The following is a 19,229-nucleotide window of genomic DNA, read 5'->3' on the forward strand; positions in this document are numbered from 1 at the left end:
GAGGAGACTCATCGTGCACGACGTCGTGGACGCCCACCACCACCTGTGGGTTCGCGCGCGCACGCCGCAGGACTGGGTCGACCCGGTGACGATGGCGGCGATCGACGCCGACTTCACGCCGGCCGACCTTCCCGCCGCACGGCACGGGGTGGCCGCGACCGTCGTCGTGCAGTCCGCGAGCCTGTGGTCGGAGTCGAGCGAGCTCCTCGCCGTCGCGGGCTCCGCCGAAGGGCGGGCTGCGCACGTCGCGGGCGCCGTCGTCTGGGCGGACCTCACCGCCGCCGACCTGCCCGACCGGATCGCCGCGCTGCGCGAGGGCCCGGGAGGCGACCGGCTCGTCGGGGTCCGGGCGATGGTGCAGGACGAGCCCGACCCGGGCTACCTCGACCGGCCCGACGTGCGCGCGGGCATCGCCGCGGTCGGGGCCGCGGGGCTCGTGTACGACCTCGTCGTGCGCGACCACCAGCTTCCCGCCGCGGCGCGGCTCGCCGCCGCCCTTCCCGACGTGCCCCTCGTCCTCGACCACCTGGGCAAGCCGCCGCTCGCGACAGGCCCGGCGGGCGCGAGGCCCGACCTCCAAGCCTGGCGCGCCGACCTGTCGGCCCTCGCCGCGCTGGAGAACGTGTCCGCGAAGCTGTCGGGGCTCGTCACCGAGGCGCGCTGGGACGCGTGGACGAGCGGCGACCTGCGCCCCGCCGCCGACCACGCGATCGAGGTCTTCGGGCCGGACCGCCTGATGTTCGGCTCCGACTGGCCCGTGTGCCTGCTCGCGAGCGGCTACGGTCGCTGGCTCGCGACCGCGCGGGACCTCGTCGCGGGACTGTCCGAGACCGAGCAGGCAGCGGTCCTCGGTGCGACAGCGCGCCGCGTCTACGGGTTGCCGCGCGCCGCGTCGTCGTCCACGGCGCACGCTGCCGGCGCCGCACCCGCGGACGCCGCCACGCACGCGCCCGACCCCGCACCCTACGCCCCGACCGACTTCGTACCCGTCCCTGCGACCCAGGAGATCCACCCGTGACGAGCAGCACCACACCTCTCCGCGAGCTCGACGGCGTCCGCGCCGTCGTGACGGGCGGCGCGTCCGGGATCGGCGCCGCGACCGTCGTCGCGATGCTCGCGCGCGGCGCCGTCGTCACGTCGATCGACCGGACGGCCGACGGCGTGCCCGACGGCGCGCACGCCCTGGTCGCCGACGTCACCGACGACGCGGCCGTGCGGTCCGCCGTCGAGGGGGCGGCGCACGCGATGGGCGGGATCGACGTCGTCGTGAACAACGCGGGGATCGGCGCGCAGGGCACGGTCGCGGACAACGACGACGCCGAGTGGCTGCGCGTCCTGGACGTCAACGTGCTCGGCATCGTGCGCGTGACCCGCGCCGCGCTGCCGCACCTGCGCCGCTCGGCGCACCCCGCCGTCGTCAACATGTCGTCGATCGCCGCGTGGACCGGGCTGCCCGCCCGTGCGCTGTACTCGGCGTCGAAGGGCGCGGTCCAGGCGCTCACGCTCGCGATGGCCGCCGACCACGTGCGCGAGGGGATCCGCGTCAACTGCGTCAACCCGGGCACGGTCGACACCCCGTGGGTCGGGCGCCTGCTCGACGCCGCCGACGACCCCGCGGCCGAGCGTGCCGCGCTGGAGGCGCGCCAGCCCACCGGCCGCCTCGTGAGCCCCGAGGCCGTGGCGCACGCGGTGTGCTACCTCGCGAGCCCGCTCGCCGTCGCGACGACGGGCGAGGCGCTCGCCGTCGACGGCGGGATGCACCACCTGCGGGTCCGCCCGCCCGCGGCGTCATGAGGGCCGGGGAGGAGAGGGACGTCCCCAGCGCCGGTGAGGAGAGGGGCGGGACCCTGCCGAGCGGGACCGGGCTCCCGACCCGGAGGATCCGCGATACTCCCGTGCGGCTCACGCCGCTCGGGTACGGGGCGGCGCAGGCGGGCAACCTCTACCGGCCGACGTCGGACGCCGAGACCCGGGCCGCGGTCGACGTCGCGTGGGACGCCGGCATCCGGTACGTCGACACCGCGCCCCACTACGGTCTGGGGCTGTCGGAACGCCGGGTCGGCGCGGCCCTGCGGGACCGCCCGCGCGACGAGGTCGTCGTGTCGACCAAGGTCGGCCGGCTCCTCGTCCCGTCGCCCGGCACCGCGCACGAGAAGGACCCGGACCTCTTCGACGTCCCCGCCGACGCGCGCCGCGTGTGGGACTTCTCGCGTGACGGCGTCCTGCGCTCGCTCGAGGGCAGCCTCGAGCGCACGGGCCTCGACCGGGTCGACGTCGTCTACCTCCACGACCCGGACGAGCACGAGGACCAGGCGTTCCGCGAGGCGCTGCCCGCGCTCCTCGAGCTGCGCGAGCAGGGCGTCGTCGGCGCTGTCGGTGCGGGCATGAACCAGTCCGCGATGCTCGCGCGGTTCGTGCGCGAGACCGACGTCGACGTCGTGATGTGCGCGGGCCGGTTCACGCTGCTCGAGCAACCGGCCCTGGACGACCTGCTGCCCGCCGCGGCGCAGCGGGGCGTCGCGGTGGTCGTCGCGGGCGTGTACAACTCCGGTCTCCTCGCACGCGACGACCCGCCCGACGACGCGACCTACGACTACGCCCAGGCACCCGCGCCGCTGCTCGACCGGACGCGGCGGACCGCGGCCGTGTGCGCCGACCACGGCGTGACCCTGCCCGAGGCGGCCCTCGCCTACGTCCGCACCCACCCGGCCGTCGCGAGCACCGTCGTCGGGCTCCGCACGCCGCGCCAGGTCCGCGAGACCGTCGCCCGCGCGGCAGCCCGCGTCCCCGCCGCTCTGTGGACGGACCTCGTCACCGCCGGGCTGCTCGACCCCGCGGCCCACCCGGCCGCGTTCGCCTGAGCCGACCCCGCTCCGACTCTCGCGCCGGACCACCCGCCCGACCATCTGCCCGACCATCCCGCCGAACCACCGAGGACACGATGCACCTGCTCCGCCTGGGCCCCACCGGCCAGGAGATCCCCGCCGTCGCGCACGAGGGCACGACCTACGACCTGCGCCCCCTGACCGCCGACGTCGACGGCGCGTTCCTCGCGTCCGACGGCGTCGCCCGGACGCGCGCGGCGCTCGCCACGGGCGACCTGCCCGTGCTGGACGGCGCCGACGACCTGCGCCGCGGCGCGCCGGTCGCCCGCCCGACCGCGGTCGTCTGCATCGGGCAGAACTACGCGGCGCACGCCGCCGAGTCGGGCGCCGAGCCGCCGTCGACCCCGATCGTGTTCCTCAAGCACCCGAACACGGTCGTCGGGCCGGACGACATCGTGCCCATCCCGCCGGGGTCGGAGAAGACCGACTGGGAGGTCGAGCTCGGCGTCGTGATCGGTCGCACCGCGAGCTACCTCGCCTCGCCCGACGAGGCGCTCGCCCACGTGGCCGGGTACACGGTCGTGGACGACGTGAGCGAGCGCGCCTGGCAGATGGAGGAGTCGCTCGGGCAGTGGTCGAAGGGCAAGTGCGGGCCCGGCTTCGCGCCCACGGGCCCCGCGCTGCGCCCCGCCGACGAGCTCGACGCCTCCGACCTGCGCCTGCGCTCCTGGGTCAACGGCGAGCCGCGCCAGGACTCGTCGACCGCCGACATGATCTTCGACGTCCCCTACCTCGTGTGGCACCTGTCGCAGTACATGACCCTCGAGCCCGGCGACCTCGTCTGCACCGGTACCCCGGAGGGCGTGGGCTTCTCGGGCCGGTTCCCGTACCTGCGCGACGGCGACGTCGTCGAGATCGACATCGAGGGGATCGGGCGCCAGCGGCACGTGTTCGCCGCGACGCAGCAGCCGGGGGCCGCGAGGTAGCACCCCGGTCGCGCGAGGTAGCGGTCGCGCGAGCCAGCACCGGGGTGGCGCCCGGGTGACGCCCGGACGGGGGACTCAGGCGTCGCCGTCGGGCACGTCCCCGATCGCGGTGCCCCCGCGGAGGGACTCCTCGACGCCGAGCAGGTGGTTCGCCATGCGGATCCGCGCGCGCTCGGGGTCGCGGTCCGCGAGGGCGCGCCAGATCGCCTCGTGCTCGTCGTGCGTGCGCTGCTCGGCGCCGTCCTCGTGCAGGCCCCGCCACAGGCGCTCGCGGACCGTGCGGCTCGCGAGCGACTCGACGAGCGCGGCGAGCACCGGGTTGCCGGCCTGCTCGGCGACGACGCGGTGGAACGCGATGTCGGCCTCGATGAACCGCTCGTGGTCGACCGGGGTCGCGGCGAGGACGTCGTCGACACCGTCGAGGACGCGCCGTGCCTCCGCGAGCGCCCCGGGCGTGATCCGGGCCGCGGCGAGCGCGGCCGCCTCTGTCTCCAGGACCCTGCGCACGGCGTGGAACGACAGGGCGCTGCTCTCGCCCTGCAGGTCGACGACGAACCCCATCGGGGCGAGCAGCCGCTGCGGGTCGAGGCTCGTGACGTAGGTGCCGTCGCCCTGGCGCGTGTCCACGACGCCGAGGATCGACAGCGCCCGGACGCCCTCGCGGAGGGACCCGCGCGAGACGCCGAGCGACTCGGCGAGGTCCTTCTCGACGGGGAGCCGGTCGCCGGGACCGAGCGTCCCGTCGAGGATCATGCGCTTGATGCCGTCGACGACCTCATCCGTGCGGGACATGCGACGAGTATCGCGCACCGGGTCGGTCGGGCCGTCCTGCCTGCCGGGCAGTCCTGCCTACCGGGCCGTCCTGCCTACCGGGCGGCGGCCGGTGCCGGGGACGGCTGCCGGGCGCCGCGACGGGCGGCGACCGCGGCGTCGTGCTCGGTCGTCCAGTACGACCCCCCGGGGAAGCGGAAGCGCGCGACCGACGCGGGGTGCATCTGCGTCGAGTAGCCCGGCAGGGACGGGAGCACGTAGCCGCTCCCGGCGCCGGCGTCCGTCACGACGCACGGGTCCGTGAAGTGCTCGTGCAGGTGGTCGACGTACTCCGTGACCCGGTCCGTGAGGTCGCCCGACACGGCGACGTAGTCGAGCACCGAGACGTGCTGGACCATCTCGCACAGCCCGACGCCACCCGCGTGCGGGCACACCGGCACGCCGAACTTCGCCGCGAGCAGCAGGACGGCGACGATCTCGTTGACGCTCGCGAGCCGGCCCGTGTCGAGCTGGCAGTAGTCGATCGCGCCGGCCTGGAAGAGCTGCTTGAACATCACGCGGTTGTGGCAGTGCTCCCCGGTCGCGACGCCGACGGGGGCGACCGCGCGACGGATCGCGGCGTGGCCCAGCACGTCGTCGGGCGACGTCGGCTCCTCGATCCACAGCGGGTCGAAGCGCGCGAGCGACCGCACCCGGTCGATCGCCTCGGGCACGTCCCACACCTGGTTCGCGTCGATCATCAGACGACGGTCGGGGCCGATGACCTCGCGCGCGATCGTGAGGCGGCGGACGTCGTCCTCGGGGTCCGCGCCGACCTTGAGCTTGAGGTGCCCGTACCCGGCGTCGACGGCCTCCTGGCACAGCCGCCGGAGCGTGGTGTCGTCGTAGCCGAGCCAGCCGGCCGACGTCGTGTAGACGGGGTAGCCGGTCCGCTCGAGGTGGGAGATGCGCTCGGCCTTCGTGGACTCCTTGGCCTCCAGCAGCGCGACCGCCTCGTCCGCCGTGAGGGCGTCGGACAGGTAGCGCAGGTCCGCCACGGCGACGAGCTCGGCGGGCGTCAGGTCGGCGAGCAGTCGCCACAGCGGCTTGCCCGCGCGCCGCGCGACGAGGTCCCACGTCGCGTTGAGCACCGCCGCGAGCGAGAGGTGGACGACACCCTTCTCCGGTCCCAGCCAGCGCAGCTGCGTGTCCGAGGTGAGCGTGCGGTACGTTGCGCCCATGTCGGCGGCGAGCTCGTCGACGTCGCGCCCGACGAGCGTCGCGGCCTGCTGGCGCGCGGCCTCGGCGACGAGGTCGGTGCCGCGCCCGATCGTGAACGTGAGCCCGTGCCCGGCGAGCGGCTGGCCGAGCGTGTCCGTCGCGTCCGTCCGCAGCACCACGTACGCGGCGGAGTAGTCGGCGTCGGTGTTCATCGCGTCGGAGCCGTCCGCGGTGAGCGACGTCGGGAAGCGGACGTCCTCGACGTCGACGCTCGTGATCCTGGCCATGTCCGCGCCGCCCGTCGCTGGTGCCTCCGGCCGCATCCGCACGACGACCTCAGACATCTGATGATTTCTCGGCAACCTAGCGAGACGGAGGGCGGGAGGTCAACTCAGGGATGCGCCGCCGCGCGATCGGGAACCGCCGTGACGCGACGGGCGGGTAGTGTCCCCGGACATGGGTGCACCGGCGGTCGACCGTCCCGACGTCGTGGCGCGCCTGCGCTCCGCGGGCTGCGTGTTCGCCGAGGACGAGGCCGCGCTGCTGCTCGACGCCGCGTCGTCGGACGGCGCGCTGGACGCGCTCGTCGCGCGCCGGGTCGCGGGCGAGCCGCTCGAGCAGGTGCTCGGCTGGGCAGAGTTCCGCGGGCTGCGCGTGCACGTCACGCCGGGCGTCTTCGTGCCGCGCCGCCGCACGAGCCTCCTCGTGGCGGAGGCGCTCGCGCTCCTGGCCCGACGACGCCGGGCCGGCCGCGCGTCGTCGGGCACCCCGGGCGGGCACGACCCGGCGAGGCCGCTCGTCGTCGACCTGTGCTGCGGGACGGGCGCGCTCGGCCTCGCACTCGCGACGGAGGCGGCCGCCGCGGGAGACCCCGTGGAGCTCTATGCGGCCGACGTCGACCCGGACGCCGTCGCGTGCGCGGCCCGCAACGTCGCGCCTGTCGGCGGGACCGTGTCCGGGGGAGACCTCTTCGACGCCCTCCCGGCGGCGCTGCGGGGTCGGGTCGACGTGCTGCTCGCGAACGTGCCGTACGTGCCCACGGACGAGATCGCCCACCTTCCCCCCGAGGCCCGCGACCACGAGCACCGCGTCGCGCTCGACGGCGGAGCGGACGGGCTCGACGTCCTGCGCCGCGTCGCCGCCGACGCCGCGACCTGGCTCTCGCCGGGCGGGCACCTGCTCACCGAGTCGGGCGAGGCACAGGCAGCGGGCGCCGCCGAGATCCTCGAGCGCGCCGGGCTGTCCGTCCGCGTGGTGCGCGACGACGAGATCGGCGCGACCGCCGTCGTGGGCACCGCGAGATAGCGACGTACCGACTCAACGTCCCCGCCGACATGGTCGGGCGTCGCTACCTCGGCCGGGCCCCGCTATCTCACGGAGCGCGCAGCAACGCGCGGATCTCCTTCTCGGCCTGCGCCGGGGTGAGCGCCCGACAGCCGAGCGACTCCCAGTGCCGCACGAGCCCGGGCTCTGCGCGCAGCAGCGCCCAGCCCCGCCGCACGAGCGTCAGCGGCGGCTTGCGCCTCTCCGCGAGGTCGCGCAGCAGCCGGAACCAGAACGTCACGAGGCGTGGACGGCTGATGCAGATCGCGTCGGCGAGCACGTCCTCGTCGCGGCACCTCTCGACGATCTCCGCCGCGAAGATGCCCTCGGCCAGCACGACGCGGAACCCGGTGACGTCGACGTGCGTCGTCCCCGTGCGGCGCGACGTCGGGATGTCGTAGACCGGGACGTCCGTGTGCCCGGTCCGTGCGAGCTCGACGAGCGCCGCGACCGCGCCGTCGGCGTCCCAGCTGCGGGGGTCGTCCCAGTCGACGATGCCGAACCGCTGCGGGAGGCCGGGGTGGTCGTGGTCGAGATAGAAGTCGTCGAGCGCGAGGACCGGGAGCCCGAGCCGCCGGGTCAGCGACGTCTTGCCCGAACCCGACGCGCCCGTGAGGAGCACGACGCGCGTCGGCACCTCACGCGAACCGGGCGGCAGGTCGAACAGGGCGGGCTCCGGACCGGCAGGGCCCGGATCGCCGCCGACGAGGTCCGTGCGGGTCGGGTCGACAGGGCTGGCGCTCACGGGAACCCATTGTCCCAGGCCCGCCGACCGCGCCGAGAAGTGACCTTCCGCCCCTTTCTCGCCCGGATCCGGGGCGGAAGGTCACTTCTCGGTGACCGCGACGTACCCTGCCCGGGTGACCTCGACCGACCCTGCTGCCGACCTCGCGCTCGACGCCCTGCGACGGCTCGAGAGGTTCCGCCCCACCGATCCCGCGCAGGCGGCGCTCGCCGCCGAGTACGTCGCGTTCGTCCAGGGTCGTGCCGCCGCGCGCTCCGACGCTGCCCGACCCGACAGTGCCCGACCCGACGCGGCCCGGCAGGGTGTCGCGCGCGCCGACGCGGTGCGCCGCGAGGGTGGTCCGCAGCACCTCACGGCGAGCTGTTTCGTGCTCAGCCCGGACCTGTCGCGCGTGCTGCTGTGCTTCCACCGCAAGGGGCAGTTCTGGGTGCAGGTCGGTGGACACGTGGAGCCGGGCGACGCGACGCTCGCCGACGCCGCGTACCGCGAGGCGCGCGAGGAGAGCGGGCTGGTCGGTCTGAGCCCCTTCGAGCCGGACGGCGAGGGGCCGCAAGCCGATCCCGCGCCGCCCGTCGACGTCCACCGCCACGACCTCGCGGCGGCGTTCGGGTCGTGCCGCACGCACTGGGACGTGGGGTTCGTCGCGTTCGCCGACCCCGTCGTCCGCACGACCGTGAGCGACGAGAGCGAGGACGTCGCGTGGTTCGCCGTCGACGACCTGCCGGTCGGCACGCCGCCCGACTTCCCCGAGCGCCTGGCGACCGTCCTCGGGGAGGTCCGCCACCGCCGTCGGGCACACGCGCCGAGATAGAGCCCCGGTCCGCGAGATAGAGCCCTGGTCGCCGACGTAGAACACTGGTCGGTGACCACGGCTCTACGTCGGCGACCTGGGCTCTATCTCGGCGGGGCGAGGATCACGTGGAGCGTGCGCGGGCCGTGCACGCCCTCGACGCGCGACAGCTCGATGTCGCTCGTCGCGCTCGGGCCGCTGATCCACGTCTGCGGGCGCTCGGGGTGCTCGGCGAGCAGCCGCACGCCCTCCGGCACGGTGTGCACCACCTGGTCCGTCCGCACGACGCACACGTGCAGGTCGGGAACGAGCGTGATCGCACGACGCCCCTGGTCGGGCTCGCCGTCGAGCACGATCGTTCCCGTGTCGGCGATCGCGACGCGTGCGGCCGTCACCACCGCGTCGACGGCGTCGAGCTCGTCGGCGGTGCGGGGGTCCTCGCGCGAGTCCGCCACGCGCACCGCCGTCGCGGGCAGCGCGGCGAGCCACGCGTCGTCGAGCGCGGGCGGCACGACGACGCCCCTCACCTCCGCGAGCAGCGCGCCCACGGTCTCCGCGACCTCCTCCGGCGACGCCGCGCGGTGCACGTGCGCCCGGTAGTCGACGAGCCGGTCCACGAGGATCTCGACCGCCGCGTCCGACCCCGGGGCGTGCTCGCCGGTCGCCCGGTACGCGCGGGCGAGCTCGGTGCCCGACGCCGCGGCGTCACCGACCGCACCCGGCCGACCGCCCGCCGTCGGGCCGCCGAGCGTCGTCGGGCCGCCGAGCGCGGTGCGGATCCGCGCCAGGACGTCGTCGCGCGCGCTCATCGGGCCCCACCGTCCTCGCCGAACCCCGGGTTGTCGTCCGATGGCGACCCTGATGGCCGCGTATCCCCGGGTTCGGCGAGATGGCTGCCCAACCCCGGGTTATCACCCGATCGAGCGGGCGATGGCGGCACAACCCGGGGTTCGGCAGCAGGGGCGACGTGCTCGGTGCGCCACCAGTCGCGGAACGTCTGCTTCGCCGGGGCCGGGAGGTCGCGGGACCGGGTCCACGCCGAGGCAGGCGGCGGCAGCGTCGAGATGCGGCCCTTCGGCCCGGCGACCACGCGCCCGACGGCCGCCGCCTTCTCCGCGAGCTCGAACCGCCGCGCGTCGGACATGACGAACGACGCGGCCTTCATCGCGGCGCCCCACCCGGTGGGCAGGCCGCCGCGGTCCGCGTCGACCTCGCGGGCGCGCAGCTCGACGAGGATCGCGGGGATGTCGATCTTCACCGGGCACACCTCGTAGCACGCGCCGCACAGCGTCGACGCGTACGGCAGCGACGCGTTGGGGTCACCGTGGCCGCCCAGCCCGCCCGACGACTTCGTGAGCTGCGGCGTGAGGATCGCCCCGATCGGCCCGGGGTACACGGAGCCGTACGCGTGCCCGCCCACGCGCTCGTACACCGGGCACACGTTGAGGCACGCGGAGCAGCGGATGCAGTGCAGCGCGGCCCGGCCGACCTCGTCGGCGAGGACGTCGGTGCGGCCGTTGTCGAGCAGCACGAGGTGGAACTCCTGCGGCCCGTCGCCCGGCGTCACGCCCGTCCACAGGGACGTGTACGGGTTCATGCGCTCGCCCGTCGAGGAGCGTGGGAGGAGCTGGAGGAACACCTCGAGGTCGGTGTAGGTCGGCACGACCTTCTCGATGCCCATGACCGTGATGAGCGTCTCGGGCAGCGTGAGGCACATGCGCCCGTTGCCCTCGGACTCCACGACCGTCAGCGTGCCCGTGTCCGCGACGCCGAAGTTCGCGCCGCTGATCGCGACCTTCGCGGAGAGGAACTTGCGCCGCAGGTGGGCGCGCGCGGCCATCGCGAGCTCGCGCGGCACGTCCGAGAGGTCCGGCGGGGCGTCGCCCATGCGCTCGAGGAAGATCTCGCGGATCTCGGCGCGGTTGCGGTGGATCGCGGGCACGAGGATGTGCGACGGCATGTCGTCGGCGAGCTGCACGATGAGCTCCGCGAGGTCGGTCTCGTAGGCCGCGATCCCCTCGGCGGCGAGCGCCTCGTTGAGCCCGATCTCCTGCGTCGCCATCGACTTCACCTTGACGACCTCGTCGACGCCCTGGGCCTTCACGAGGTCCGCGACGATCCGGTTGGCCTCGTCCGCGTCGCGGGCCCAGTGCACGACGCCGCCACGCGCCACCACGTTGCGCTCCAGCTCCTCCAGGAGCTCGGGCAGGCGCGCCATGACGTCGGTCTTGATCGCCGACCCGGCGTCGCGCAGCGCCTCCCAGTCGGGCACCTCGCCCACGACGGCCGCGCGCTTCGCGCGGATCGTCGACGTCGCGTGCGCGAGGTTGCGGCGCAGCTGCGTGTTCTGGAGCGCCTGGCGCGCGGCGGTGGGGAAGTCGTCGCCCCAGCGCAGCGGCTCGTCGGGGTGCGGCACGTCGCCGAACGTGTCCGACGCCGCCCCCGCCCCCGCGGAGGTGCCGTGACCGCCGGGGCGCGCGGCGTCGTCGGGCAGGGTGCGCGCGCCGGACGTCGTGCGCCGCGGGACCGGGAGGCCGAGGAAGGTGCGGCTCATCGCGCGCCTCCCGTCGTGTCCGCGCGGGAGGACGCCCCGGCGGTCTGTGGCCCGGACACGCGCGTCGAGGCCAGGATCTCCGCGAGGTGCAGGGTCCGGACGCCGGCCCGGATGCGCGAGAGCCCGCCGCCGATGTGCATGAGGCACGACGAGTCCCCGGCCGTGAGCACCTCGGCGCCGGTGGACTTCACGGACGTCATCTTGTCGGCGAGCATCGCGGTCGACGTCTCCGCGTTCTTCAGCGCGAACGTGCCGCCGAACCCGCAGCACGACTCCGCGCCGGGCAGCTCGACGAGGTCGATCCCCTCGACGGCCCGCAGGAGCCGCAGCGGCTTGTCGCCGACGTGCAGCATGCGCAGCGAGTGGCACGTGGGGTGGTAGGTGACGCGGTGCGGGAAGTAGGCACCGACGTCGGTCAGGCCGAGCACGTCGACGAGGAGCTCGGACAGCTCGTAGGTCTTCGCCGCGACCGCGTCGGCCCGTGCGCCGAGCGCGTCGAGCCCGGCTCGGCGGCACACCATGCCCTGCTGGTGGCGGATCGAGCCCGTGCACGACCCGGACGGCACGACGATCGCGTCCCACTCGCCGTCGAGCACGGGCGAGAACGCCTCGACGTGGTTGCGCACGACCGGCACCGCCTCGGCCATGTAGCCGGTGTTGACGTGCATCTGGCCGCAGCACGCCTGGCCGTCGGGCACGTGGACCTCGTGCCCCAGGCGTTCGAGCAGCAGGGCGGTGGCGCGGGGCGCCTGCGGGAACATGACGTCCCCGATGCAGGTGGCGGCGAGGGCGATGCGCATCGGTGCTCCGGAGGAGAGGCGGTTCGGTCCAGTCTCGCCTCCCGGTGCCCGGGCCGCGCGACGAGCGCGCCGACGAGAAACCCGACGAGAACCTGACGAGAGGCCGAGAGGAGATGTGTGGTCGGACCACACGGCGCCACCGTAGACCATGTGGTCCGACCACAGCCAGCCGACGTCCGGCCGGGCCCCGTCCGCTCGCCTACGCTGGCTGCGTGCGCACCCACGAACGCGTCCTCGCGAGCATCGAGGCCGACCTCGCCGCCGGCCGCTGGGGCCTCGGCGAACGGCTCCCCGCAGAGCGGGCGCTCGCCGACGAGCTGGGCGTCTCGCGCTCGTCGGTCCGCGAGGCGATCCGCGTCCTCGAGGCCATGGGCATCGTCCGCACCGCGGTGGGCTCGGGGCCCGACGCCGGGGCGACCGTCGTCGACCGGCCGGCGGCCGGTCTGGGGGCGGCGGTGCGGCTCCATGTCGCGTCCGGCACGCTCGCGGTGCGTGACGTCGTCGAGACCCGCGTGCTGCTGGAGACCTGGGCGGTGCGCGAGGCGGCCGGGCGGGCAGCGCCGTCGCCCGCCGCTGACGCGACGGACGCCACGGGGGTCGCGGGGGGCGGGGAGGTCACGGGGTTCACGGAGGCCAGGGCGGGAGCGCTCGCCGAGGCGCGCGCGCTGCTCGACCGCATGGACTCCCCGGACCTCTCGGCCGGCGCGTTCCGCGAGCTCGACGCGTCGTTCCACCTCGTCCTCGTGCGTCTTGCGGGCAACGTGCTCGTCGAGGCGGTCATGACGGGGCTGCGTGGAGCGATCGAGTCCTACGTCGCTGCGGGCAGCGCCGGGCTGGCGTCGTGGGAGCGGACGGCCGAGCGCCTGCGGGTCGAGCACCGCGCGGTGCTCGACGCGGTGACCGCCGGTGACGGCGCGCTCGCCGAGCGTCTCGTGAGGGAGCACATCGAGGGGTTCTACCGCGAGACGGGGCTGTGACCTCGTGCGTCCGGCGGCGCGGCCGTCGGACCGAGACCGCCGAGGCGGGGACCCCGTGGGAGCCCGCGGCCCCGGCGGCGTGAGGGTCAGGCCGAGCAGGTCGCCGTCGGCAGGGTGGTGTTGCCGTTGGAGTACAGCGTGATGCCGAACGCGTCGCCGTTGCCGTTCGGTGTGGCGGTGAGGGTGCCGCTCGTGCCGGCGACCGTGGCGTTCCAGGAGTTCTGGAGGCTCTGGCCCGCACCGGTGCTGATGGTCACGACCCAGTCGGACGCGCCGGACACCTGGAAGGTGGTGTTGAACCGGTCGCCCCAGGAGTCGCCCCGGGCGACCGTCACGGTGCAGCTCTCGCCGCCGCCCCCACCGGAGGCCGACGAGCAGGTCGCCGTCGGCAGGGTGGTGTTGCCGTTGGAGTACAGCGTGATGCCGAACGCGTCGCCGTTGCCGTTCGGTGTGGCGGTGAGGGTGCCGCTCGTGCCGGCGACCGTGGCGTTCCAGGAGCTCTGGAGGCTCTGGCCAGCACCGGTGCTGATGGTCACGACCCAGTCGGACGCTCCGGACACCTGGAAGGTGGTGTTGAACCGGTCGCCCCACGACCCGCCTCGTGTCACGGTCACGGTGCAGGACCCGTCACCGGGGTTGCCCGGGTTGCCGGGGTCGCCGTCGCCGCTGTTGAGCTGGTCGAGCACGGCGGTGTAGGCGGCCTTCTTGGTGCCGTTGCCGTCGAACAGCAGCGGCGTGCCGGACGCGCGCCACGAGTCCGTGTCCCGCACGCCCCACACCGTGATGCCGGTGCAGCGCGACACGGCCATGCAGGCCTGGACCACGCCGCGGTACTGCTCCGCCTGCGACTGCCCGGAGCCCTCGATGTCGAGCTCGGTGATCTGCACGTCCACGCCGAGGTCGGCGAAGTTCTGCAGGGTGGTGTGGTAGTTGCTCGGCACCGGGTTGCCCGAGTTGAAGTGGGCCTGGAAGCCGACGCAGTCGATGGGCACGCCGCGCGCCTTGAAGTCGCGGACCATGGAGTACACGGCCTGGGTCTTCGCGTGGTTCCAGTTGTCGGTGTTGTAGTCGTTGTAGCAGAGCTTCGCGGCCGGGTCCGCGGCACGGGCGGCGCGGAACGCGGACTCGATCCAGTCGTTCCCGGTGCGCTGCAGGTTCGAGTCGCGTCGTGCGCCGGAGCCGCCGTCGGCGAACGCCTCGTTGACGACGTCCCACGCGTAGATCTTGCCGCGGTAGTGCGTGGCGACCTGCGTGACGTGGTTGAGCATCGCCTGGCGGAGCGCGGAGCCCGACATGTTCTGCATCCAGCCCGGTTGCTGCGAGTGCCAGGCGAGGGCGTGCCCCCGGACCTGCTTGCCGCGGCTGGTCGCCCAGTTCACGATCTGGTCGCCCTGGGTGTAGCTGAACCGGTTCTGCGACGGCTCGGTCGCGTCCATCTTCATCTCGTTCTCGGCCGTGATCATGTCGAACTCGCGGTTCGCGATGGTCGAGTACGTCGAGTCGGACAGTCGGCCTGCGGCGAGGGCCGTGCCGAAGTAGCGGCCGGACTCGGCGGCCGCAGCCTCGAGGGTGGAGCCGTCCGCCTGGGCGGTGCCGACACCGAGGCCGGTGGCCATCACCACGGCCATGAGTGCTGTGAGGGCGGCTCGGTGTCGGCCGTCCCTCCTGCGCAGGGGTAGTGCTCGGGTCATCGTCGATCCCTTCTCTCCCGGGTGGACCACCGTTGGTCCACCGGCGCGGTCACGCACGTGCGCGAGTGACGCTAGTCACAACGGCACGCTGTGGCAACCGTTATCGATACCGTTTTACAAGTGAGAGGCGCCCGTCCGGTTCGCGGCGGTCGGGGCGGTTCGGGGTGCCGCGCTGCGCGACAGCGGATCCCGGCAGGCAGCACGGTGGATGGTCTAGGCTCCGGCAACCGTTTACCCACCGAGAGGACGATCGGCACCATGAGCACCACCAGGGACGACCGCGCACCCGCCCTCCACATCGCCGGCGACTCGACCGCAGCGCCGAAGGGCATCGCTGCCGCACCGGAGACGGGGTGGGGGATGGCGCTGCCGTTCTACCTCCCCGGGACCGAGGTCGTGAACCACGCGCGCAACGGGCGCAGCAGCTCGTCCTTCATCAGCCTCGGCCACCTGGAGCAGGTCGACGCGTCGCTGCGCGAGGGCGACCTCCTCCTCGTCCAGTTCGGGCACAACGACGCGAAGGTCGAGGACCCGGTGCGCCACACCGAGCCCTGGACCACCTACCAGGAGTCGCTGACGGTGCACCTCGAGGTGGCGCGGCGTCGTGGGGCGCGCCCGGTGCTCGCGACGTCCGTCGAGCGTCGGTCGTTCGACGCCGCAGGTCGAGCCGTCACGAGCCACGGGGAGTACCCCGCGGCGATGCGGGAGCTCGCGCGCCGCGCGGGTGTCCCGCTCGTCGACGTGCAGGCGAGCAGCCTCGCGCTGTGGCAGGAGCTCGGCCCGGACGAGACGCGCCGGTACTTCCTCCACGCGCCGGACGGGCGGCGCGACGACACCCATCTGAGCCCGCTCGGGGCCGGTGCCGTCGCGCGACTCGTCGCGTCCGGGCTCGTCGAGGTGGGCGTCCTCACGCCCGACGCCGTCGCGCGGCTCGACGAGGACGTGCCCGCCGAGCGCCTCACCTGGGCCGACGTGGACCCGAACGCCTGACCGTCGCCACGCGCCTCCGCGGTCCACGGGCGGCGTTTGGTGCTGGCGCCCGGGGCTGCTAACTTGCGTGCGGGAAACCGGTTACCCGCCGATGAGGTCGCGGCTGCCGGGCGCCATGCTCGAGGAAGAGATGAGGAAGCCGATGCCGGCGACGACGATGGTGACGACGGTCGGAGAGCCCTGTGCTCACCGGCCGTCGACGACCGCCCGCGACCCGCGACGGGGGGAGCTCGCGTGAGCGTCGCGACCCCCGTGCGCCCGCGGGGGCGTGCCGCGAGGGCGAGCACCGTCCCGCCCGCGGCGACCCGGCGCAAGCACCCCGGCGGCGGCTTCTGGAAGCACCGCGCGCTGTACCTGATGATCCTTCCCGGGGTCCTGTACTTCCTGGTGTTCAAGTACGTCCCCATGGGCGGCCTGGTCATCGCCTTCCAGAACTACCAGCCGTTCCTCGGGTTCACGGGGAGCGAGTGGGTCGGGTTCGAGCACTTCGTGCGCCTCTTCACGGAGGACACCTTCTTCGTCCTCCTGCGCAACACGCTCGTCATCTCCGGCCTGCTCCTGCTGTTCGCGTTCCCCATGCCGATCGTGCTCGCGCTGCTGCTCAACGAGGTGCGCACCACGTTCCTCAAGAAGAGCGTGCAGACGATCGTCTACCTGCCCCACTTCATGTCGTGGGTCATCATCGTCTCGATCTTCTACGTCATGCTCACGATCGACGGCGGCAGCATCAACAACGTCATCGTGTCGATGGGCTTCGAGCCGGTCCCGTTCCTCACCGACCCGGACTGGCTGCGCCCGCTCTACGTGTTCCAGGAGATCTGGCGCGGCGCGGGCTGGGGAACCATCGTCTACCTCGCGGCCATCACGGCCGTGGACGAGCAGCTCTACGAGGCGTCCGAGCTCGACGGCGCGGGGCGGCTGCGCCAGACGTGGCACATCACGCTGCCGGCGATCCGGCCCACGATCATCGTCATGCTCATCCTCAACATCGGCGACATCATGGAGCTCGGCTTCGAGCACATGTTCCTCGTGATGAACTCGCTCAACCGCGAGGTGGCCGACATCTTCGACACCTACGTGTACACGACGGGCATCGTCAACGGTCAGTTCAGCTACGCGACCGCGGTCGGCCTGTTCAAGGGGCTCGTCGGGCTCCTGCTCGTGGTGGCCGCCAACAAGCTCGCGAAGCGCCTCGGCGAAGAAGGGGTCTACTGACGGCCCCGGCCGTCGGTGGAACGGCAGCGCCGTGTTCTCCTTCGAGGGTTTCGTCCGCGTCAACGCGGTCCTGACGGGCGCCTACAAGCTCGTCTACCTGAACCTCCTCTGGCTCGTCACCACCGTGGCCGGCCTCGGGGTGCTCGGAGTGGGGCCGGCGTCCTACGCCCTCGCCCGGTACGTGGACCGATGGTTCCGCCTGGGCGAGGAACCGCCCGTCGCGCGCGCGTTCTTCGCCGCCGTGCGCGAGCAGTACGGGCGGTCGGTGATCGTGAGCTGGATCTACCTGGCCGCAGGCACCGTGATCCTCACGAACGTCTTCGGGGCCACGAGCTGGTACGTCCAGATGCTCAACGTCGTCGCGCTCGTCGTCTACGCCGTGTCGCTCTTCTACGTGTTCTCGGTCATGGCGGCCCTGGACCTGCGCACGCTGCGCGAGACCGTCGCGGCGTCGCTGATGCTCGGCTTCGGCTCGCTGCACTGGACCGTCATCGGCGGCACCGCGGTGCTCGGGGCGGGATACGTCCTGTCCCAGCACGCCCTCCCGGTCCTCGGGCTGCTCGGGGCAGCGCTCCCTGCCGCCGTCGTCGGGTTCGTCACCCGGGTCGTCTACCGGGACCTCGACGGGGAGTCCCCCGTCGCACGCACCACACACCTGGCGCCGGAGCCAGGTGCTGTGCCGGCAGGCCTCACCGCCTCCGGCGACCTCATCACCACAGCAGCAAGGGCGCGCGTGGTTCGTCGCCTACCGTCACGAGAGGACAACCCAGCATGAGGAAGACCAGGTTCGGAGCCACGATGGCGGCGACAGCGGTGATCGCGCTCGCGCTCACCGCGTGCGGCGACGGCGAGGCCGACCAGGACGCCGAGTCCCAGGTGAGCACCAAGGACAGCGTCTCGTGGATGACGATGCTGCACACGGCGACCACCCCGGAGACCGACGGCGTCATCGAGACCGCTCTCGAGGAGCACACGGGGCTCACGATCGAGTTCCAGTGGGTGCCGGACGCCTCGCGCGACGAGAAGATCAACGCGGCCCTCGCGTCCGACTCGCTCGCCGACATCGTGTCGCTCACGAGCATCAACAACACGACCGTCCGTCAGGCGATGTCGCAGGGACAGTTCTGGGACGTCGAGGAGTACCTCGCCGAGTTCCCGAACCTCGCGGAGATCCCCGAGACCACGATCGACGTCGCGCGCGTCGATGGCGGCCTCTACGGCGTGCCGTACCAGAAGCCGCAGGCCCGTTACGGCGTCCTCGTGCGCCAGGACTGGCTCGACAACCTCGGTCTCGAGGTCCCGCACACGATCGAGGACCTCACCGAGGTCGCCAAGGCCTTCACCGAGAACGACCCCGACGGCAACGGCGTCGCCGACACCGTCGGCTTCTACGACCGCGAGGAGTCCTACGGGGTCGGGTTCCGCTCGCTCGCCGGCTACTTCGGGGCCGGGCAGTACTTCACGGTCACCGAGGACGACGAGGTCGTCCCGAGCTTCACCACGGACGAGTTCAAGGACGCCATGGAGTGGTACCGCGGCGTCTACGAGAACGGCTGGGTCAACCAGGAGTTCGTCACCGTGCAGAAGCAGGTCCAGAAGGACGGCATCGCGCAGGGCAAGGGCGGCATCGTCGTCAGCGGTCTGTTCGAGGCGAAGAACTTCCAGGAGGCCGCTCGTGCCGCCGACCCGAACACGCCGCAGGACTGGGCGCTGATCAACGACATGACGTTCGAGGACGTCCCGCGTCGCATCCTCACCGACACCAACGGTGGCATGGGCGGCTGGCTCGCGATCCCGAAGTCGAGCGTCGAGACGGAGGCCGACCTCAAGGTCGTGCTCGGCTTCATCAACGACCTCATGGACGAGGAGGCGTTCGACCTCATGACCAACGGGGTCGAGGGCACGCACTACGAGCTCGACGCCGACGGCGTCGTGACGATCCTCGACGAGGCCGTGTGGGAGCAGGAGGTGCAGCCGTTCGGCTCGTCCCGACCGTCCGAGGTCGTCAAGGCGTTCAAGTCCTCGAACCCGCTCACGAACCAGGCGAACGAGCTCATGGAGGAGAACGCCGAGTTCATGGTCTCCAACCCGGCGCAGGCGCTGACGTCGGAGACCTACAACGCCCAGTGGTCGCTCATCGACCAGCAGGTGATGGACGCCTACAACCAGTACATCACCGGCCAGATCGACATGGCGGGCTTCGAGGCCGTCGTCGACAGCCTGCGCGGTCAGGGCGTCGACGCCGTGATCGAGGAGCTCACGGCCGCGTACGCCGAGACCCAGGGCTGACACGCGGCTGACCCCACCTCGCACGACCTCGCCGGGAGGGGACCGCGCACCGCGGCCCCTCCCGGCGACAGCA

At 73.2% G+C, this 19,229-nt stretch carries 18 protein-coding genes; 11 read left to right on the forward strand and 7 right to left on the reverse strand.

What is annotated here, in order from left to right:
* Positions 1 to 13: 13 nt before the first annotated feature.
* From V5D56_RS07980 to V5D56_RS07995, 4 genes are all read left to right on the forward strand, one after another.
* Positions 14 to 1,018, forward strand: a complete 1,005-nt coding sequence (locus V5D56_RS07980; RefSeq protein ID WP_435738507.1) for an amidohydrolase family protein — start codon at positions 14 to 16, stop codon at positions 1,016 to 1,018.
* The gene (locus V5D56_RS07985) at positions 1,015 to 1,794 is read left to right on the forward strand and encodes an SDR family NAD(P)-dependent oxidoreductase (protein ID WP_435738508.1); all 780 of its coding nucleotides are present in this window, start codon (positions 1,015 to 1,017) and stop codon (positions 1,792 to 1,794) included. Before V5D56_RS07980 ends, V5D56_RS07985 begins: the two co-directional genes overlap by 4 nt.
* Before the next feature lie 101 nt (positions 1,795 to 1,895).
* Positions 1,896 to 2,861: an aldo/keto reductase gene (locus V5D56_RS07990; protein ID WP_435738509.1), complete on the forward strand. Its 966-nt coding sequence runs from the start codon at positions 1,896 to 1,898 to the stop codon at positions 2,859 to 2,861.
* 80 nt (positions 2,862 to 2,941) lie between these two features.
* A complete protein-coding gene (locus V5D56_RS07995; protein WP_435738510.1) occupies positions 2,942 to 3,811 on the forward strand; it encodes a fumarylacetoacetate hydrolase family protein in 870 nt (289 codons plus the stop codon).
* Between the two features lie 75 nt (positions 3,812 to 3,886).
* On the opposite strand, the gene V5D56_RS08000 is transcribed toward V5D56_RS07995, so the two are convergent.
* Together V5D56_RS08000 and V5D56_RS08005 are read right to left on the reverse strand one after the other, a co-directional pair.
* Positions 3,887 to 4,603 carry a FadR/GntR family transcriptional regulator gene (locus V5D56_RS08000; protein WP_435738511.1) on the reverse strand — a complete coding sequence of 239 codons (717 nt, stop codon included), beginning with the start codon at positions 4,601 to 4,603 and terminating at the stop codon, positions 3,887 to 3,889.
* A 74-nt stretch (positions 4,604 to 4,677) separates the two neighbouring features.
* Positions 4,678 to 6,069 carry an enolase C-terminal domain-like protein gene (locus V5D56_RS08005; RefSeq protein WP_435738979.1) on the reverse strand — a complete coding sequence of 464 codons (1,392 nt, stop codon included), beginning with the start codon at positions 6,067 to 6,069 and terminating at the stop codon, positions 4,678 to 4,680.
* 169 nt (positions 6,070 to 6,238) lie between these two features.
* Between V5D56_RS08005 and V5D56_RS08010 the strand changes: the two genes are divergently transcribed.
* Entirely contained in the window at positions 6,239 to 7,087 is an 849-nt protein-coding gene (locus V5D56_RS08010) for a putative protein N(5)-glutamine methyltransferase (RefSeq protein ID WP_435738512.1), read from the forward strand.
* A gap of 67 nt (positions 7,088 to 7,154) precedes the next feature.
* Here the strand turns inward: V5D56_RS08010 and V5D56_RS08015 are convergent, their stop codons facing one another.
* Positions 7,155 to 7,850: a uridine kinase family protein gene (locus tag V5D56_RS08015; RefSeq protein WP_435738513.1), complete on the reverse strand. Its 696-nt coding sequence runs from the start codon at positions 7,848 to 7,850 to the stop codon at positions 7,155 to 7,157.
* Positions 7,851 to 7,965: 115 nt separating this feature from the next.
* Between V5D56_RS08015 and V5D56_RS08020 the strand changes: the two genes are divergently transcribed.
* A complete protein-coding gene (locus V5D56_RS08020; protein ID WP_435738514.1) occupies positions 7,966 to 8,661 on the forward strand; it encodes an NUDIX hydrolase in 696 nt (231 codons plus the stop codon).
* An 83-nt stretch (positions 8,662 to 8,744) separates the two neighbouring features.
* Here V5D56_RS08020 and V5D56_RS08025 read toward each other — a convergent pair whose 3' ends face one another.
* From V5D56_RS08025 to V5D56_RS08035, 3 genes are read right to left on the reverse strand one after another with little or no spacing between them, the layout of a single operon-like run.
* Positions 8,745 to 9,449 carry a LutC/YkgG family protein gene (locus V5D56_RS08025; protein ID WP_435738515.1) on the reverse strand — a complete coding sequence of 235 codons (705 nt, stop codon included), beginning with the start codon at positions 9,447 to 9,449 and terminating at the stop codon, positions 8,745 to 8,747.
* Positions 9,446 to 11,194 carry a LutB/LldF family L-lactate oxidation iron-sulfur protein gene (locus V5D56_RS08030; RefSeq protein ID WP_435738516.1) on the reverse strand — a complete coding sequence of 583 codons (1,749 nt, stop codon included), beginning with the start codon at positions 11,192 to 11,194 and terminating at the stop codon, positions 9,446 to 9,448. Before V5D56_RS08030 ends, V5D56_RS08025 begins: the two co-directional genes overlap by 4 nt.
* Positions 11,191 to 11,994: a (Fe-S)-binding protein gene (locus V5D56_RS08035; protein ID WP_435738517.1), complete on the reverse strand. Its 804-nt coding sequence runs from the start codon at positions 11,992 to 11,994 to the stop codon at positions 11,191 to 11,193. Before V5D56_RS08035 ends, V5D56_RS08030 begins: the two co-directional genes overlap by 4 nt.
* A gap of 212 nt (positions 11,995 to 12,206) precedes the next feature.
* On the opposite strand from V5D56_RS08035, the gene V5D56_RS08040 reads away from it, so the two are divergent.
* Positions 12,207 to 12,971: a FadR/GntR family transcriptional regulator gene (locus V5D56_RS08040; protein ID WP_435738518.1), complete on the forward strand. Its 765-nt coding sequence runs from the start codon at positions 12,207 to 12,209 to the stop codon at positions 12,969 to 12,971.
* Between the two features lie 86 nt (positions 12,972 to 13,057).
* Here V5D56_RS08040 and V5D56_RS08045 read toward each other — a convergent pair whose 3' ends face one another.
* The gene (locus tag V5D56_RS08045; protein WP_435738519.1) at positions 13,058 to 14,599 is read right to left on the reverse strand and encodes an endo-1,4-beta-xylanase; all 1,542 of its coding nucleotides are present in this window, start codon (positions 14,597 to 14,599) and stop codon (positions 13,058 to 13,060) included.
* 321 nt (positions 14,600 to 14,920) lie between these two features.
* Here V5D56_RS08045 and V5D56_RS08050 point away from each other — a divergent pair, with 321 nt between their 5' ends.
* The 4 genes from V5D56_RS08050 to V5D56_RS08065 all read left to right on the forward strand — a co-directional run bounded on the left by V5D56_RS08050 (position 14,921) and on the right by V5D56_RS08065 (position 19,156).
* On the forward strand, positions 14,921 to 15,652 hold the full coding sequence (locus V5D56_RS08050; RefSeq protein ID WP_435738520.1) for a rhamnogalacturonan acetylesterase: 732 nt from the start codon (positions 14,921 to 14,923) through the stop codon (positions 15,650 to 15,652).
* 234 nt (positions 15,653 to 15,886) lie between these two features.
* The gene (locus V5D56_RS08055) at positions 15,887 to 16,867 is read left to right on the forward strand and encodes an ABC transporter permease (RefSeq protein ID WP_435738521.1); all 981 of its coding nucleotides are present in this window, start codon (positions 15,887 to 15,889) and stop codon (positions 16,865 to 16,867) included.
* A 31-nt stretch (positions 16,868 to 16,898) separates the two neighbouring features.
* Entirely contained in the window at positions 16,899 to 17,642 is a 744-nt protein-coding gene (locus V5D56_RS08060; RefSeq protein ID WP_435738522.1) for a YesL family protein, read from the forward strand.
* A complete protein-coding gene (locus V5D56_RS08065; protein WP_435738523.1) occupies positions 17,639 to 19,156 on the forward strand; it encodes an extracellular solute-binding protein in 1,518 nt (505 codons plus the stop codon). Before V5D56_RS08060 ends, V5D56_RS08065 begins: the two co-directional genes overlap by 4 nt.
* Positions 19,157 to 19,229 lie beyond the last annotated feature (73 nt).

Source organism: Cellulosimicrobium sp. PMB13 (assembly GCF_051294865.1).
In the GTDB taxonomy this organism is placed as follows: domain Bacteria; phylum Actinomycetota; class Actinomycetes; order Actinomycetales; family Cellulomonadaceae; genus Cellulosimicrobium.

Excerpts from the sequence above, each read along its gene's own strand:
- V5D56_RS08045 (WP_435738519.1), bottom strand. The coding sequence starts at position 14,599 with ATGGCCGTGGTGATGGCCACCGGCCTCGGTGTCGGCACCGCCCAGGCG.
- V5D56_RS08005 (WP_435738979.1), bottom strand. The coding sequence starts at position 6,069 with ATGGCCAGGATCACGAGCGTCGACGTCGAGGACGTCCGCTTCCCGACG.
- V5D56_RS08065 (WP_435738523.1), top strand. The coding sequence starts at position 17,639 with ATGAGGAAGACCAGGTTCGGAGCCACGATGGCGGCGACAGCGGTGATC.
- V5D56_RS08050 (WP_435738520.1), top strand. The coding sequence starts at position 14,921 with ATGAGCACCACCAGGGACGACCGCGCACCCGCCCTCCACATCGCCGGC.
- V5D56_RS08035 (WP_435738517.1), bottom strand. The coding sequence starts at position 11,994 with ATGCGCATCGCCCTCGCCGCCACCTGCATCGGGGACGTCATGTTCCCG.
- V5D56_RS08000 (WP_435738511.1), bottom strand. The coding sequence starts at position 4,603 with ATGTCCCGCACGGATGAGGTCGTCGACGGCATCAAGCGCATGATCCTC.
- V5D56_RS07995 (WP_435738510.1), top strand. The coding sequence starts at position 2,942 with ATGCACCTGCTCCGCCTGGGCCCCACCGGCCAGGAGATCCCCGCCGTC.
- V5D56_RS08025 (WP_435738515.1), bottom strand. The coding sequence starts at position 9,449 with ATGAGCGCGCGCGACGACGTCCTGGCGCGGATCCGCACCGCGCTCGGC.
- V5D56_RS08010 (WP_435738512.1), top strand. The coding sequence starts at position 6,239 with ATGGGTGCACCGGCGGTCGACCGTCCCGACGTCGTGGCGCGCCTGCGC.
- V5D56_RS08030 (WP_435738516.1), bottom strand. The coding sequence starts at position 11,194 with ATGAGCCGCACCTTCCTCGGCCTCCCGGTCCCGCGGCGCACGACGTCC.